Annotated in this window: 14 protein-coding genes and 1 pseudogene; 12 read left to right on the top strand and 3 right to left on the bottom strand. The window is 60.6% G+C overall.

What is annotated here, in order from left to right:
- Positions 1-222: 222 nt before the first annotated feature.
- The 5 genes and pseudogenes from IVB54_RS39885 to IVB54_RS39865 all read left to right on the top strand — a co-directional run bounded on the left by IVB54_RS39885 (position 223) and on the right by IVB54_RS39865 (position 4,579).
- Positions 223-1,632 carry a DUF2130 domain-containing protein gene (locus tag IVB54_RS39885; protein WP_247477031.1) on the top strand — a complete coding sequence of 470 codons (1,410 nt, stop codon included), beginning with the start codon at positions 223-225 and terminating at the stop codon, positions 1,630-1,632.
- Between the two features lie 126 nt (positions 1,633-1,758).
- A pseudogene (locus IVB54_RS39880) lies at positions 1,759-2,189 on the top strand (hypothetical protein).
- 154 nt (positions 2,190-2,343) lie between these two features.
- Positions 2,344-3,141 (top strand): type IV toxin-antitoxin system AbiEi family antitoxin, encoded by a 798-nt coding sequence (locus IVB54_RS39875; RefSeq protein ID WP_247477029.1) that lies wholly within the window; start codon positions 2,344-2,346, stop codon positions 3,139-3,141.
- Positions 3,128-4,048, top strand: coding sequence for a nucleotidyl transferase AbiEii/AbiGii toxin family protein (locus IVB54_RS39870; RefSeq protein WP_247477027.1), 921 nt, complete (start codon positions 3,128-3,130; stop codon positions 4,046-4,048). The genes IVB54_RS39875 and IVB54_RS39870 overlap by 14 nt, the downstream gene beginning before the upstream one ends.
- A gap of 219 nt (positions 4,049-4,267) precedes the next feature.
- Positions 4,268-4,579, top strand: coding sequence for a WGR domain-containing protein (locus IVB54_RS39865; RefSeq protein WP_247482120.1), 312 nt, complete (start codon positions 4,268-4,270; stop codon positions 4,577-4,579).
- Between the two features lie 297 nt (positions 4,580-4,876).
- Here IVB54_RS39865 and IVB54_RS39860 read toward each other — a convergent pair whose 3' ends face one another.
- Positions 4,877-6,070 (bottom strand): cytochrome P450, encoded by a 1,194-nt coding sequence (locus IVB54_RS39860; RefSeq protein ID WP_247368169.1) that lies wholly within the window; start codon positions 6,068-6,070, stop codon positions 4,877-4,879.
- A gap of 148 nt (positions 6,071-6,218) precedes the next feature.
- Here IVB54_RS39860 and IVB54_RS39855 point away from each other — a divergent pair, with 148 nt between their 5' ends.
- Entirely contained in the window at positions 6,219-6,947 is a 729-nt protein-coding gene (locus IVB54_RS39855; RefSeq protein WP_018456547.1) for a TetR/AcrR family transcriptional regulator, read from the top strand.
- A 260-nt stretch (positions 6,948-7,207) separates the two neighbouring features.
- Positions 7,208-8,371, top strand: coding sequence for an ABC transporter substrate-binding protein (locus IVB54_RS39850; protein WP_247371345.1), 1,164 nt, complete (start codon positions 7,208-7,210; stop codon positions 8,369-8,371).
- Between the two features lie 83 nt (positions 8,372-8,454).
- Here the strand turns inward: IVB54_RS39850 and IVB54_RS39845 are convergent, their stop codons facing one another.
- Together IVB54_RS39845 and IVB54_RS39840 are read right to left on the bottom strand one after the other, a co-directional pair.
- Positions 8,455-8,622 carry a hypothetical protein gene (locus IVB54_RS39845; RefSeq protein ID WP_247368168.1) on the bottom strand — a complete coding sequence of 56 codons (168 nt, stop codon included), beginning with the start codon at positions 8,620-8,622 and terminating at the stop codon, positions 8,455-8,457.
- 135 nt (positions 8,623-8,757) lie between these two features.
- Positions 8,758-9,789, bottom strand: coding sequence for a porin (locus tag IVB54_RS39840; RefSeq protein WP_247368166.1), 1,032 nt, complete (start codon positions 9,787-9,789; stop codon positions 8,758-8,760).
- Between the two features lie 657 nt (positions 9,790-10,446).
- Between IVB54_RS39840 and IVB54_RS39835 the strand changes: the two genes are divergently transcribed.
- From IVB54_RS39835 to IVB54_RS39815, 5 genes are all read left to right on the top strand, one after another.
- Complete coding sequence (locus IVB54_RS39835) at positions 10,447-10,842, top strand: DUF2946 domain-containing protein (protein ID WP_247368164.1); 396 nt, start codon at positions 10,447-10,449, stop codon at positions 10,840-10,842.
- Positions 10,843-10,970: 128 nt separating this feature from the next.
- Positions 10,971-13,334: a TonB-dependent receptor gene (locus IVB54_RS39830; RefSeq protein ID WP_247368162.1), complete on the top strand. Its 2,364-nt coding sequence runs from the start codon at positions 10,971-10,973 to the stop codon at positions 13,332-13,334.
- A gap of 40 nt (positions 13,335-13,374) precedes the next feature.
- Positions 13,375-14,196: a tonB-system energizer ExbB gene (gene exbB, locus IVB54_RS39825; RefSeq protein ID WP_247368160.1), complete on the top strand. Its 822-nt coding sequence runs from the start codon at positions 13,375-13,377 to the stop codon at positions 14,194-14,196.
- Positions 14,197-14,199: 3 nt separating this feature from the next.
- Positions 14,200-14,631, top strand: coding sequence for a TonB system transport protein ExbD (gene exbD, locus IVB54_RS39820; RefSeq protein ID WP_247368159.1), 432 nt, complete (start codon positions 14,200-14,202; stop codon positions 14,629-14,631).
- The gene (locus IVB54_RS39815; protein WP_247477017.1) at positions 14,628-15,353 is read left to right on the top strand and encodes a TonB family protein; all 726 of its coding nucleotides are present in this window, start codon (positions 14,628-14,630) and stop codon (positions 15,351-15,353) included. Before exbD ends, IVB54_RS39815 begins: the two co-directional genes overlap by 4 nt.
- Positions 15,354-15,357: the final 4 nt, after the last annotated feature.

The following is a 15,357-nucleotide window of genomic DNA, read 5'->3' as shown; positions in this document are numbered from 1 at the left end:
CCGCAAATGCAAGAGGCGTGGGAGACGTCCCGCACTCCGGTCCTGACCGCAGGCGGGGATCTTGAATCGGAAAGCGGGGGATTGCCGAAGCAAAATGCGCAAAACCGCTCCTTCTGGCTTGACCCTCTAAACGGGCTCGTTCTAATTTTGTTCTCATAATGCGCGGAGGCCGATTCGCCGTCGGCCCTAGCCATTTTTCGAATGACAACAGCAGCTGCCCCGATGCACGAGATCATCTGTCCTCACTGTGACAAGGCCTTCAAGGTCGACGAGTCTGGTTACGCGGATATCCTGAAGCAGGTCCGGGACGCCGATTTTGCACAGCAGCTCCACGAACGGCTGGAACTGGCCGAGCGTGACAAGCACAGCGCTGTTGAACTGGCCAAGGCCCAGGTGAGGAACGATCTGCAGAAGACTGCGGCGGCCAAGGACGCAGAAATCCTGGAGTTGAAGTCCAAGCTTGATGGGGGTGAGGTCGCTCAGAAGCTTGCGGTCAGCGAAGCGCTCAGTGCCGTGGAAAAGGAGCGTGATAGGCTCGCGAACGCGCTGGCCGAGTCCGAGCGCGAGAAGAAAGCGGCTTCGGAGCTTGCCGAAGCGCTCCTTGCCAGCGAGCAGCACAAAATCGCTGCCGCCAAGGAAAAGGAAATCCAGGAGCTGAAGGCCAGGCTTGAGGCCGCTGAGCTTCAGAAGAAGCTCGCCGTGACCGAAGCGGTCGGCGCCATCGAGAAGGAGCGCGATGAGCTGAAGAACGGCATCAAGCAGGTTCAGCTTGAAAAGCAGCTCTCCGAGCAATCGCTCAAGGACAAGTACGAAACGCAAATTAAGGATCGCGATAACGCGATCGAGCGGCTGAAGGATATGAAAGCGCGTCTGTCGACCAAGATGGTCGGCGAAACCCTCGAACAACACTGCGAGACCGAGTTCAACCGGGTGCGGTCGATGGCCTTTCCGCGGGCCTATTTTGAGAAGGACAACGACGCGCGGGCCGGCAGCAAGGGCGATTATATCTTCCGCGACGCGGACGAGGCAGGTACCGAGATCATCTCGATCATGTTCGAGATGAAGAACGAAAGCGACAAAAGCGCATCGAAGAGCAAGAACGAGGACTTTCTCAAGGAGCTTGACCGGGATCGGACCGAGAAGGGCTGCGAGTATGCCATCCTGGTCTCATTGCTTGAACCGGACAACGAACTCTACAACGCTGGCATTGTCGACGTCTTCCACCGCTACCCCAAAATGTATGTTATCCGGCCGCAGTTCTTCCTGCCAATGATTACGCTTCTGCGGAATGCGGCGATCAACTCGCTCAAGTACAAGACCGAGCTGGCGCTCGTGAAGGCGCAGAATATCGAGATCACCCAGTTTGAAAACCAGCTGGAGACCTTCAAGACCGCGTTCTCGAAGAACTTCGACCTGGCATCCAGGCACTTCCAGACCGCGATCAACGAGATCGACAAGTCCATTGATCATCTGCAGAAGACAAAGGATGCGCTGATCGGCGCGGACCGCAACCTGCGCCTCGCGAACGACAAGGCCCAGGATGTGACGATCAAGAAGCTGACCCGGGGCAATCCCACCATGGCGGCGAAGTTTGCCGATCTGAAAAGCTCACCCGCTGAAGCCGCGGAGTGAGGCAACCAGGGCCAGGCGGATTCAACACCATCCGCGCGCGATTGCGATGTCGACGCTCTGAGTCGACAGAGGTTCACGGATACATGTCGAGGAAGTAAGTTCGCGGAAGCCGGGTACGGGTGGGCAGTGAACTTCCAGGTGACGGTTCTCAAGGTGCTGGTCAGCTATCGAGACGGGTTCGCCGCAATCGCGGACCCAAGCGCGATATGGCGATTCTGGCGACCAGCGGATTGGACTGGGCCGAACGGACAAAGCGATTGGCAGCCCGCGTGCCCGACCTGGATATCTTCTCCCAACGTCTTACCGAGCGGATGAACGGCGGCTGGCGTGTCACTGAGAAGGGAGGCGCGGTTCTCGAGATCATGGAGGCTCGAGCCCGCACCGCCCAAGCAACGGAGCTGGATGTCCGCGCGGTCGAGGAGCCGACCCCGGCCTCGACTCTGAATATCCCTTCAATAGCGCCAGTTCGACGCATGCGGAAACGAAGCCGACGCCAACGCGACGCTATCCGGCGAAGACAGCGACTGCGTCGTAACAAAGTTCAATTAGGGGCCTAACCAGCGAGGCTCGGCCTCGGAAAGGCGGTTCCAGGGGCCGTGGAGGGAGGTTTCCTCTGGGTTTACGTTGACTTAATTTTGCTTAGTTGGACTGCGCAAAACGGCCAGAGCTGAAACCTTGAGGATGGTTTGAAAAGGTGCTAATTTACTTAGTATGGCTAAGCAAACCAATAGAAAGCTAAACAAGCTCGAAAGGACCCTTCCGCAGGGACTTCTGGTCGATGCTGCCTGGATGGAGCGGCATGGATATTCCACCAGCCTGCGCAGCCAATATGTATCAGCCGGCTGGCTCGTTCAGCCGGCGCGGGGAACCTTCAAGCGCCCGCTCGGCGAACTCTCGTGGCAGGGCGTCGTCGTGTCACTCCAGCGACTGCTCGGCTCCGATCTCGTCGTCGGCGGACGCACCGCGATCGAAGCACAAGGCTTCGGCCATTACCTGAGCCAGACGGGTCCTTCGACCGTGCATCTATACGGAACGCGGCCTGCTCCTGGCTGGCTCGGCAAACTCCCGCTCAAACAGAAATTCTGCGTTCACCGCACGCAAAGTCTATTCACAACGCACGGGAGTCTGCCCGAATCAAAGTCGGGTACGACGCGGGAAATACCGGCACCATTCGACTGGTCTCTCACGGTGTCGACGCCCGAACGTGCGTTCCTCGAACTGCTTGACGAATTGCCCGGCCACGAAAGCTTCCATCAGGTCGATGCACTCGCGGAAGGCTTGAGCAGCCTGAGTCCCCGGCGGCTGCAAACGCTTCTGAACGACTGCAAAAGCGTCAAGGTCAAACGATTGTTCTTCTGGTTCTCGGAGCGGCATCAGCACGCCTGGCTCAAACAGATCGACAAGTCGAAAGTCAATCTCGGCACGGGAAAGCGCATGCTCGTCAAGGGCGGCAAACTCGACACCAAATATCTCATAACCATCCCAGATGACCTCAATGCTCCTGTCTGAACAGTATTGGCATCAAGTGGCCTTGTTGATCGAGACGATCCCGTTGGTCGCGGCGGAGCCTGATTTGGCGCTCAAGGGCGGCACCGCCATCAATCTCTTCCACCGCGACGTGCCGCGCCTGTCGGTGGATATTGACCTGACCTATCTGCCAGTGGCTCCGCGCCCCGAATCTCTTGCTGCGATCGATGCGGCCATGAAGCGCATCGCGGCGGCCATCAGGAAAGGATTGCCGGGCGCGCGGGTGACGGAAGTCGTCAACGCTCGTGAAAAGATTGTTACCAAGCTGACCGTCCAGAAAGGCGACGCCCAGATCAAGATCGAGGTCACCCCGGTGATCAGGGGCTGCGTCTTCGAACCGGAGCTGCGCGACGTGTCGCCGAGCGTCGAAAAAACGTTCGGCTTCGCACAGATGAAAGTTGTTTCGTTCGCCGATCTATACGCCGGTAAACTCGTCGCGGCCCTCGACCGGCAGCATCCGCGCGACCTCTTCGACGTCCGCGATCTGCTCGCCAATGAAGGCATCACGGACGATCTCCGCAAGGCGTTCATCGTCTATCTTGTCAGCCATGACAGGCCGATTTCCGAGGTCGTGGTTCCTCGCCGCAAGGACATCCAGCACGAATTCACGCACGGCTTCGAAGGCATGACCGCAGATGAAGTAAGCCTGGACGAGTTGCTCGAAGCCCGGGAAACGCTGATCGCCGAACTCGCGGGAAAAATGCCGCAAGCTCACAAGGATTTTCTCTTGGGGTTCAAGCGCGGCGAGCCCGATTGGAGCCTGCTGGGCGTCCCTGGCGCGGCGGACCTGCCGGCGGTGCGCTGGAAGCAGATCAATCTGGACAAGCTTCCTGCCGAGCAGAGGTCGAAGCTCGTTGCGCAACTCGAGAAAGTCTTGCGCAATGCCTGAGGTCGGAGGAGGGGATCGCCGTCGAGTACGCGCGCGGCAACTTGTTCATACGACATGTCCAGGGAGCACGCCCAGCAGGACTGGAGCTCCCGGCTTCGCTTAGCCGCCGCGAGCCTGACTGCGACTGTCTCATTGCCTGCATGAAATTTCTGAATCCTTGGTCCTGATCGATTCGTTTATTTAATTGGACGCTCGATTCGGGAATTGCGATTCTGGCGCATGTCCGAACTCACCGTGCAATATCTCGTGCTCGAGCGGCGCGATCCGGCCCGCAACATGGCGCGGTTTTACGTGCTCACGATCGAGCCGACGCTGTTCGGCGATACGGCCTTGGTGCGCGCATGGGGCCGTCTCGGTGGGCGTGGTCGGCGACGGCTCGATCTGTTCGATGGTCAGGTGCAGGCCGTCGAAGCCCTCGAGTCCTGGCTCAGGCGCAAAACCCGTCGTGGTTACGTCCAGCGGCATTTTTCGCGCGCGGAGCCGGCGTGCAACGCGCCGCGAGCCGGCCGATCTGGACAAAATGCCAACTAAAAGTATATCAAAGTAATCCGAAGTCATCTTCGTTCATATTCCAAGTTCGTTCATATTCCAAGAATTGTAAAACTATTCCATAATCTATGTTATGCGAATCGGAAATGCTATTAAAATCAATTGGTTATCTCTAGCGGCGACTGTTGCCCTCTCAATATTCCTTGTTCCCGCGTCATCATCGTTGCAGGCGACGAGAAGCAGTGCCACCGGATCCGGTGTTGGAATTAGGTCGGTTCTAGCGGACTTCGCCTAAGGCTTGGCGGCCGCTAACGTGAGCCCCTGCGCGACCGGCCGCGCCTACTGCGTGACAACGCGCACTGGTAACGAGCTGAGCGCACGCAATCCGCTGCTGTCCCGGTAGAGCGGCTCGCCTGCTATCTCAATCGATGCGACACGCTCAGCCAAAGCTGCCAGTACGGCTTCGCCTTCGAGCCGTGCGACCATCTGACCGACGCAGCCGTGGATGCCGGTACCGAACCCGATATGTCCGGCGACGTGCCGGGTGATGTCGAACTGATCGGCTCGCTCCCACCGCGCGTTGTCGCGATTTGCCGATGCAATCAGCAGCAACACTTTCTCGTGCTTGCCGATCGGCACACCAGCGACTTCGGTTTCGTGCGGCGTGGTCCGGAATACATATGGCGCCGCCGAATCGTACCGCAGGGTCTCGTCGAACGCCGCGCGCGCCAGCGACGGATTGGCGGCCAGGATGGCCCACTGCTGGGGATGACGGGAAAGGCTGTAGAGCGCCATGCCGATCGCACTGATGGTAGTATCCAGTCCGGCCGAGAGAAAGGATCGGACCAGCAGCGGCGCCTCTTCCTCTGTGATTTCGCCGGTATCCGCCGCCTCATAGACCTGCGCCCCGAAACTGCCGGGAGCCAACGCCTGCCGCAGGCATTTCGCGGCGACCCAGGGCAGCACCTTGGGCGCATGGGCCATCAGGCTTCGGAAGTAGTCGTTCTCCGGCCCCATGCCGGCAAACACCATCGCGCCATAGGTCAGGAAGTTTTCGCGGCCCTCATTGTCGATGCCGAGTGCGTCCGGGAACACGGTCAGCGGGAACACTTCTGCAAGATCGCGGATCGCATCGAACGACCCCTTTTCGACGAGGTCATCGACCAGCGCGACGGCCTTGGCCTTGAACGCATCTTCCAACTTCCGCATAGCGCCAGGCGACATGATCCGCGCCAGCACTTTACGGGTGCGCGTATGCAGCGGCGGATCCGCCTCAAGGACGATGCTCGGCGGGCGCCAGGGCTTTTCCTTGAAGTAGTTGGCTAGTCCGGCACCGCCGGCATTACTGAAGTTCACATGATCGGCGAAGATTGCCTTGACCTCGGCGAACCTGGGCACGGCGAAGATGCCGTACTTCTCAAGACGGATGATCGGCCCCGCGGCGCGAAGCTCGACATAGGCCTGGTATGGATCGGCGCGGGTATCCGCGCCGAACGGATCGAAGTCACTGCAGGCATGATCGAGCGCCAACATCCCCACTGCTTCCTCCTACTGTCTGTCGTTTCTGGTTAATTGACCATAGTCATTTATCTCAAGCGTAGCAAGCCGGTAATGAACGATCTTTCTTTGCTTGTCATTCCAGTGACGTAGCGGCAAGGAGAGACCGGCGGAGATTCGGAAAATGTCGATCAAGCGGTCAGGAAATCCCGAGAGCGCGCGGCGGTTTCAGCGCCGCGCGCGCCAGGAAGCCGACAAGCAGGCGTTGCAGGTACGCATCCTTGAAACTGCGCGCAGGGAATTCGCGACGGGCACCCTCGAAACTGTGTCAATCCAGAAGATTGCTGACGCGCTTGGCTACTCGAAGGGCACGGTCCTCAAGTACTTCCCGACCAAGATACTTCTGTTGCTGGCGGTCAAAGAACGGAATCTTGAGGAAATGGCGGATCGGCTCGAGCGCGTCCGCGCGCGACATTCCAACAGCGAGGCCCGGCTGCGGCGTGTCATGGAGACCTATATCGACTACTGGGTCGACAACCCCGATCACTTCCGCTCGCTCTATTCGATGGCTGGGACGGTCGAGGACAGACGCTTTCCTGATGGCGTCTATTTCGGGCAGACCGACATTGCGCGGCGGGGATTTGGGATTTTTGTGACCTCGATCGGCGAGTATCTCTCCGAGCTGGGTGTGGAGACAACGCCGATGCTAACGCAACGACTGGCAACGGCCCTGCTCTGCGCGGCGCATGGAGTGATTTCACTGCCGCTCGGAACGCCAACTATGAAATGGCCGGATATCCGTGGCAACGGCCGATTGGTACTCGGCAATCTCATTGACGCTTGGTCGGCGAAGATCGAAGCCGCGCGGCGGACGGACGCCTGGCCGAAAATTTCAATCATCAATTTCCTTTAGATCGGCCGCACGGAGCCAACAACTCGGTTTGTGAGACTCAACTCCGGCCATGTCTGTTCTATGCCAACCGCGGTCGCCGACTTGGCCCCTACTGTGTGCCCTACGGCGCTCACCCTCGTCCTTCTTTATGTCCGCGTGACCTGCATCTTCAGACGTCGACATCTCTCGCTACCGTCTCCCTGAATCGGGCCGACCTGCAAAAGGTCAGCGCAGCGCACCGCTTACAGGAGCCACCTCCAATCCGCACGGTCGAGGAGCCGATGCAGGCCATGACCCTATCACCGATGCGTTCGATAGCGCCGGTTCGACGCAAGCGCGACCATAACCTTCATTATGGAATATCCGAATCTGACTTTGCGCCAGAATCTACCGAAAGCTGCGTCTGCTTTGCCGACCAGTCAAAATCCACGCACGAGCTGATCGTCTTTTCCGCGCCCTCGCCGGCCTCCGGTACGCTGCTCATTCACGGAACGGCAGACGTCGTGGCGATGGGGCCGGTCATTGAGGGCTTTCAAAAGGCGCATCCCGAAACCGAAGTTCGCTATCGCCTCTATGAGACTGTCCCGCTCTATCAGGAGGCCGTGACACCGAGCGATGATAGGGCGGCCGCCGACCTTCTGATCAGCTCGGCCATGGACCTGCAGGTCAAGCTTGCTAATGATGGGCACGTCCAGAAGGCGTCGATCACAGTCCGTGGGTTGCCGGACTGGGCCATTTGGCGCGACGAGATCTTCGGGTTCACGCTTGAACCCGCCGTCATCGTCTACAACAAGGATGCTATCGAGCGCACTGAAGTGCCGAAGTCGCATCAGGATCTGATCCGGCTGCTGGAGATTTCGCCTGAGCGATTTCGTCGCAAGATTGCGACTTATGACATCGAGGTCAGCGGCGTCGGGTACCTGTTTGCAACCACCGAGTCCATGCTTTCGGCCAACTTCTGGCGCCTTGCGCACGCGCTCGGCCTCGCCGAGGCACGGCTGTATTGCTGTACCCAGGATATGCTGAATTCGCTGAGCCGCGGCGACGCCGTCATCGCTTATGATGTCCTGGGCTCCTATGCACTGCGCCAGGCGGAGGCGCAACGAAATCTGGGCATCGTGCTGCCGGAAGATTACGTCGTGGCCGTATCCCGCACGATCGTGATCCCCCGCAAAGCGAAACATGCGGCACTTGCCCGATCATTCGTCGAGTATGCGCTCTCGGAAGCCGGCCAGGCTGTCGTGTCAAATGCATTCGGTCTTTCGATTGCCGGTCTGGGTACTGACCGCGAGCAGATGAAAGCGCGGTATCTCGCTGACAAACCGGGCCTGCTAAATTTTCCGACGCTAGGGCTCCCGGCGCTGACCTATCTCGATGCGGTCAAACGCGAGCAGTTCGTGAAGACCTGGCAGCGGATCGTATCACCGCAAAACGGCGTGCCTTAACGCCGCCCTGCGTCACGATGTTGCTCACCTTCGGAAAGAGGAGCCGGCATGGCTCCCCATTACGAACGTAGTAGACCTTGGCTTCAGAAGTCGAACGTCATGCCGGTCGTGACCGCTTCGGCCTTGTTGCCGGAAACCACGTTGTTGTTGGCATCGCGGCCGCAGACGCCATAGCCGTGACCAGAGACGCCCAGGCAGTAATGCGCGCCCGGGCCGTTGCGTAAGTAGCTGCCGACCAGGTACCAGCTCACGAACGGACTGAAGTGATACTTGACGCCCAGCGCATATTGGTCGGCGCTCGAGTTCAGCGTGTTGAGCGCGAAATTCGCAGCGCCGGCGGCTGCAGGAGCCGCGACGGTGTAGGTGTTGAGGACGCCAGTGCCGGGCTATCCTGGCGACGAATTGGCGTGCGCGCAGGAGGCGCTGACATCCCATTTGTCGACCGTCTGGGTCGCGCTCACGAAGTAACCATCCCGCGAGCGTTCGTTGAAGGCCGGATCGGTATGCTCCCGGCGCATGATCTCGTAGATGCCGTAGAGTTGCAGGGCCCCGATCATGTCGTTGAACTTGTAACCGGCGCCGAACTTGGCCGCCCATTCATTCGCGACGCCAACCGAGCCCGGCGGTACGAGAAGGAGACCGCCATTGCTGAGCGGCGTGACCGCCTCGTCACCAATGCGATTGGTGCTCTCATGCAGCTCATAGGCCGCAACAGCCGTAAACGGGCCCTGATTGTAGGTCAGCGAGGCGCTGTAGAGATTGCCGTAGGAACCGTCGGTGCAGCCTTCCGGGGCTGAAGTCAGTGGGAAGCCGGAGCCGCTGCCCCGCGCCGAAGTGCCGGGGCAGTTGGAGTCGCCAAGGGCATAGTCGCTGTTGTCCTTTGCCGTGTTCTGTCCCGGCGACACCATGACAGCGGCCTGGAAACCATACCACATAGGCGATTCATACCAGATGGCATGAGACGCCCGCCAATCGAACTCGGCGCGCAGATCGCCGCCGGTGTTGCCCATGATGGAATTGTAGTCGCCGAGCGTTGCCGAGGACGGATCGTATTTCGACGTCGCCTTCTTGTACGGTGTATCGGCCTTGCCGGCCTTGATCGTTCCCCAGGGACTTTCCATGCCGATGAAGCTGTCGCGGGTACCGAACGCCGCGCGCTCCGTTGGAACGGCCGCGACTTCTACAAGCGACTCGAATTGCGCGATCGCCGCCCAGCCGGGATAGCCGTAGGGCGCGCGGACCCCGAAATAAGTCAGGTTGCTGGGGACGCCGAACTTGGTGCCCTGGTCGTAAACGCCGGCATTGAAGATGTCACCGGAGAGATCGACGTGGCCGTAGAGGGTCACCGTCGTGTTATCGATGAATGGGTTGCCTCCGGGAGCCTTGCTGTAGAGCGGCGCACCGCCACTGCTGACCACGGTGTGCTCCGGAGCGGGCACAGGCGCGGGTGACGGAGCGACTGCCGCATGCAACACCGGATCTGTCTCGACAGGATACGACGTTGATCGGCTCCTGCCGGAGACCATGCCGATCGGGAACCTTGCTGCCGCGTGCCGGATGTCCCTGAACCTGAGACGAGACGGAAAGACAAACAGCAGTGGAAGTCCCTCTGACCAGTCGGCGGCGGCGATGCCCGAGCGCTTTCTCGTTGTAGAGACCCAGCTGCGACGGCGGGGCCGAAGATGGATGTGGTTTCTATTCACGGCCGACGGTCACCTCATCATGCAAAGCTCGGAAAGGAGGCGCTCCGCGGCGCGGTACCAAGCCAACCGGGCGCTCTTCCAAATGATGCTGCGCGCCCCAGCTACGCCTACGGGCGTGGTAAAACCGGCACGCGCCAACATCGCTCGGTCCGCAGCCGGTCAGAGAACGAGACCGTGTACCCATAATCCCTTGGGCTGAGGCTACGAAGCGATCAAGGTGCGCGCGGCGGCCTAGTAGGCGCCGAAGGGCCAGATTCGGATATTTGCGTGGCAACTGAGGCCCTAAGTTGCCCGCACTCCTGGTCCGGCTCCCGAAAGCGCTTGCCCTTTCAAGACGAGTTTCCATGGGCTAGGATAAGTCGTTAGCGGCAAGTGCGCCGCGCGGATGAGAACTGGCTGAACATGCGCTGGTTTCGGGTTAGTGCCAGGCTGAATACATGGTTCGCGCTGTTCGCGCTGGCCATGAACTTTGCGCTGTCCTTCGGGCATGTTCACGCTGGCCAGGCGTCGGAGCGCGGTTCCATCGTGGACGCTCTGGCTTTGCCCGATCACGGTAAGGCGCAGGGGCATTCGAACGACTCTCACCCCGACTATCTGTGCCCAATCTGCGTCGCGAGCGCGGCGCTGGCTAACGGGTTGGCCTCGACACCCCCTGTAACCTTATTGGAGTTCAAGCAGGCTGCTGTTGATCGCAGGACGGCGCCACCTCGCCTCGTCGTCGCGCTTCGTCGCGCGCCATTCCAGTCCCGCGGCCCCCCCATCTCCTGACCCTCTTGCCCGCTATGCCGCTGGCTGGGGAGCCTCGCCACTTGTGAATGGTAAAGCTCCTTTCCATTTCGGAACGGCCCGCACGGCATTTTTAGCATCTCAAGCGCAGATTTGGTCAGGCGCCCATCATGGGTCTTCCGCTTCAGCTGTTGCGCCGCAAGGCGCTCGTCTCGGCATCATCAGTAGGCTTGCTCGCCCTTACCGGCGCGGCAGCGTTGGCGCAGGGCAACGCGCCTCAACCAGCCGCCACAGCCGAGCCGCAACCGCCGGACAGAACCCCTGCTCCCGCCATTCCCCCTGCGCCGCAGGAGACGCCGCAGCAGAGTGCCACGCCTGCGCCGGCTGCAGCTGAGCAGGCGGGGACGGGCAAACCTCTGCCGGAACTGCGCGTCGCCGCCCCGGTCGAACGGCGGCGGTCACCCAAGCCGCCGACGCCGCAGGTCGTCGTCAGGACCCTGCCGCCTGCGCCGACCCAGGCGCAGGTGGTCACCGAGCAGAACCAGCATTTCGATGCGGCTCGCCAGACCATCTTGGCGCCAACCGGCACGAGCCCCTATCAGATCACACAGCAGGCCATCGAAGCCCTGCCGCAAGGCGAGAATACCTCGCTGGATCGGGTTCTGTTGCAGGCACCAGGGGTGAGTCAGGACTCTGCGGCTGGCGGTGATCTGCACGTCCGCAACGAACACGCCAACGTTCAATACCGCATCAATGGCATCATGTTGCCCGATGGCGTAGGTGCGTTCGGCCAGATTCTCGACACCGGCATTGTCGGCAATCTTGCGCTGATCACCGGCGCGCTGCCGGCACAATACGGCCTGCGCACCGCCGGCGTCGTGGACATCCAAACCAAGTCGAGCGCCTTCGACAACACCGGCAAGGTCGGCATCTATGGCGGCAGCCACGAGACCATCACGCCCTACGCCGAGTGGGGCGGTACGGTCGGCAGCACTCAGTATTTCGTCTCCGGGCGCTACTTCGGCAGCAATCTGGGCCTGGAAAATCCGACCCCCTCCACTAACGCGATCCACGATCATACGGACCAGGGCAAGGGGTTTGCCTACCTCTCCACTGTCGTCGATCCGACCACGCGGATCGTCTACATGGGTGGTGTTTCCAACAGTCGCTTCCAGATTCCGAACAATCCCGGCCAGGCGCCTCAATTCACAGCCTTTGGCGCGTCCGACTTCAATTCCGCCAATCTCAACGAGAACCAGCGTGAATTCAATTCGTTCAACGTGCTGGCGCTCCAATACTCCAGCAATGGGCTGGATCTGCAGACCTCTTATTTCAACCGCTATAGCAGCGTGCATTTCGTGCCAGACGTCGTCGGCGATCTCGTCTTCAACGGCGTGGCCTCGGACGTGTACCGTCGAAGTCTGACTCATGGCGTTCAAACCGATGCGGCTTACCGCCTCTCAGACGCTCATACACTGCACGCAGGCTTCACGGTCAGCGCTGAGAATGCCTTGGTGAGCAACGGATCGGTTCTGCTGCCAGTCGACAGCACAGGCGCTCCGGTTGATGCGCCCTTCAACGTGCTCGATCAAAGCAGCAAGACCGGCTTTCTGTTCGGAACCTATATCGCGGACGAATGGAAAGTGACAAACCAGCTCACCGTGAACTACGGGTTGCGGTTTGATCAGATGATGCAGTACACCAATGCGAACCAGCTCAGCCCGCGCATCAGCATGACCTACACCCCGAGGGACGGCACGGTGTTCCACGCCGGTTATGCTCGGTATTTCACGCCGCCGCAGCTCGTGCTGGCGGCACCGACCAATCTTGGCCTGGTGCAAAACACCACGCAGCAGCCGGAGGTGAACTTCGCAGATCCGGTTCGTCCCGAGCGTTCGCACTATTTCGACGTTGGCGTCACCCAGAAGCTCTTACCCGGTCTCGAAGTCGGCGTGGACGGCTACTACAAGATGGCCAGGGACCTGCTGGATGATGGGCAGTTCGGCGCTGCCTATGTGCTGACCGCGTTCAACTACGAAAAGGGCGACAATTACGGCGTAGAGCTCTCGGCGAAATACACGGACACGCATTTCCGCGCTTATGCCAACATCGCTTATGCGCGACAAATTGCGACGAACGTCGTGTCGAACCAGTTCTTATTCGGTGCCGACGAGCTTGCCTACATCGCGAGTCACTATGTCTACACCGATCACTCGCAGTGGGTCTCGGGATCGGCGGGCGCGTCGTACAAGTGGGATAGTGGCACCCGTGTTTCGATGGATGTCCTTTACGGCAGTGGTCTGCGCAGCGGCTTCGCGAACACCGCGTCGCTTCCCTGGTATTCGCAGGTGAATTTCGGCGTCTCGCATGAATTCAAATGGTTCAACGACGTGAAGCCGACAACCTTGCGCTTCGACATCGTCAATGTGTTCGACACGATTTACGGAATCCGCGACGGATCCGGGATCGGCGTGTTCGCCCCGCAATTCGGGCCACGCCGCGGCTTCTTCTTCGGTATTTCGCAGAAGCTTTGAGCGGGGGCGGATGCGAAACCTCAACAGATACGAGAATCAGATGCGTCACACCGATCTCAAGTCACGGACCGCAACCCAAGGCCTGGCACGCCTGCTCGCGCTCCCGAGCGCCGTCGTCCTCTTGCTCGCCACGTCGACCGCTGCGCTGGCGCAGAGTGACGCCCCAAATCCGCTGTTGCCGCGGAATCTATCGCCATGGGGCATGTTTGTGAACGCCGACGTCGTGGTGAAGGCGGTGATGATCGGGCTCGCCTTTGCTTCGCTCGTGACCTGGACGATTTGGCTCGCCAAGACCATCGAACTGCGCTTGGCAGCCGGGAGCGTGCGGCGACGGCTAAGGATGCTGGAAAGCGGCCCGCAATTGTCCGAGGCGGTTCGCGCCTGCGACGGCGCAAGGGATGCTGTGGCGCAGCTCGTCCTTTCCACAGCGCGCGAGGCCGAACTTTCCGACTTCATCGTCGACGATGGTCTCAAGGAGCGTGTCGCGTTGCGGTTGGAACGCGTCGAGGCGGCAATGACTCGGCAGGTCTCGCGGGGCGTCGGGATCTTGGGCACCATCGGCGCGACGGCGCCTTTCGTCGGCCTATTCGGCACCGTTTGGGGGATCATGAACTCATTCATCGGCATCTCCGAGGCCCATACCACCAACCTCGCCGTGGTCGCGCCCGGCATTGCTGAGGCGCTGCTGACTACGGCGGTTGGCCTCGTCGCGGCGATCCCCGCCGTCGTCATCTACAACCATCTTGCGCGGGTGATCAGCGGCTACAAGGGCTTGCTCGGCGACGCCTCGGCGCAGCTTCTTCTCATGATCAGCCGCAGTGCGAGTTCTCCAGCGTCGATGCGGTTCCGGGCGGCGGAGTAGATCATGGCTGTTCGACTTGGCACGCGCGCGAACGACGATCTCGAGATCCATCACGAAATCAACGTCACGCCGTTCATAGACGTGATCCTGGTGTTGCTGATCATCTTCATGGTGGCGGCGCCGCTCGCAACGGTCGACATCGGCGTCAATCTGCCGGCCAGCACGGCCCCCGAACAGCCGCGCCCGGACAAGCCGGTGTTCGTGACGATCAAGTCGGATGGCACGATTGCAGTTGGGGATGCAGCCGCATCACGCGACGAGCTCGCGACTACGCTCGACACCGCGACCGGTGCGCACAAGGATGAGACGATCTTCATCCGCGCCGACAAGGCGCTCAGTTACGGCGAATTAATGGGAGTGATGAACGTCTTGCGTGATGCCGGCTATCTCAAGCTGGCGCTGGTCGGTCTGGAATCGCCGGCGCACAAGCCATGACGGTATTTGCGCTCCATCTGCCGGACAGACGCGGCCTTTCGCGCTGGAGCCTGGCTGCGATCATTGTTGCGGCTGCGCATGTGGCAATCGTCGCCTCCGTTACGCTGTGGTACGCGCGCCAGCCGCGCCAGCCGGCGATCATTCCAGCCATCGCGGTCTCGCTCGCGCCGATGGAGGCCTCCTCACCCGAGGTTCAGAACCAGGATCTCGCGATCGGGCCAGCCATGCAGCAGGCCGATGCGGCGCCAAAAGAGCCGCCCAAGACCGAAGAGCAGAAGCTCGAGCAGCAAGTACAACCGCCGCCCGCGCAGCAACAGGCTGATGTGACGCTTCCGAAATCCGAACCCAGACCTGTCGAGGAGCCCAAGCCTGAAGCGCCGCCGCCCGCTCCGGAAACCCGCGCGCCACCGAAAAGCGAGCGCGTCGGCCAGTTCGCGCAAGCCGCTTCGAACCGCTATGATGCTCTTGTTGCCGGTCATCTGGAACGCTTCAAGCGTTATCCCGCGGGGGCACGGGGTGAGGCGGGCACGGCCGTTGTCCGCTTCGCGCTGAACCGCAAAGGTGAAGTGGCGCGTGCCGAGGTGACGAGATCGTCAGGCCACACTGTGCTCGATCAGGAGGCCCTCGCGATCCTCCGTCGCGCCAGCCCGTTCCCTGGTTTTCCGTCCGAAAAACCGGGCGACCTCGAGACTTACGTCGTCCCAATCAACTTCCATCACTGAGCTT

It is taken from the genome of Bradyrhizobium sp. CW1 (assembly GCF_023100665.1).
Taxonomy (GTDB): Bacteria; Pseudomonadota; Alphaproteobacteria; order Rhizobiales; family Xanthobacteraceae; genus Bradyrhizobium; species Bradyrhizobium canariense_D.
This window is presented reverse-complemented; position numbering and strand designations above follow the sequence as displayed.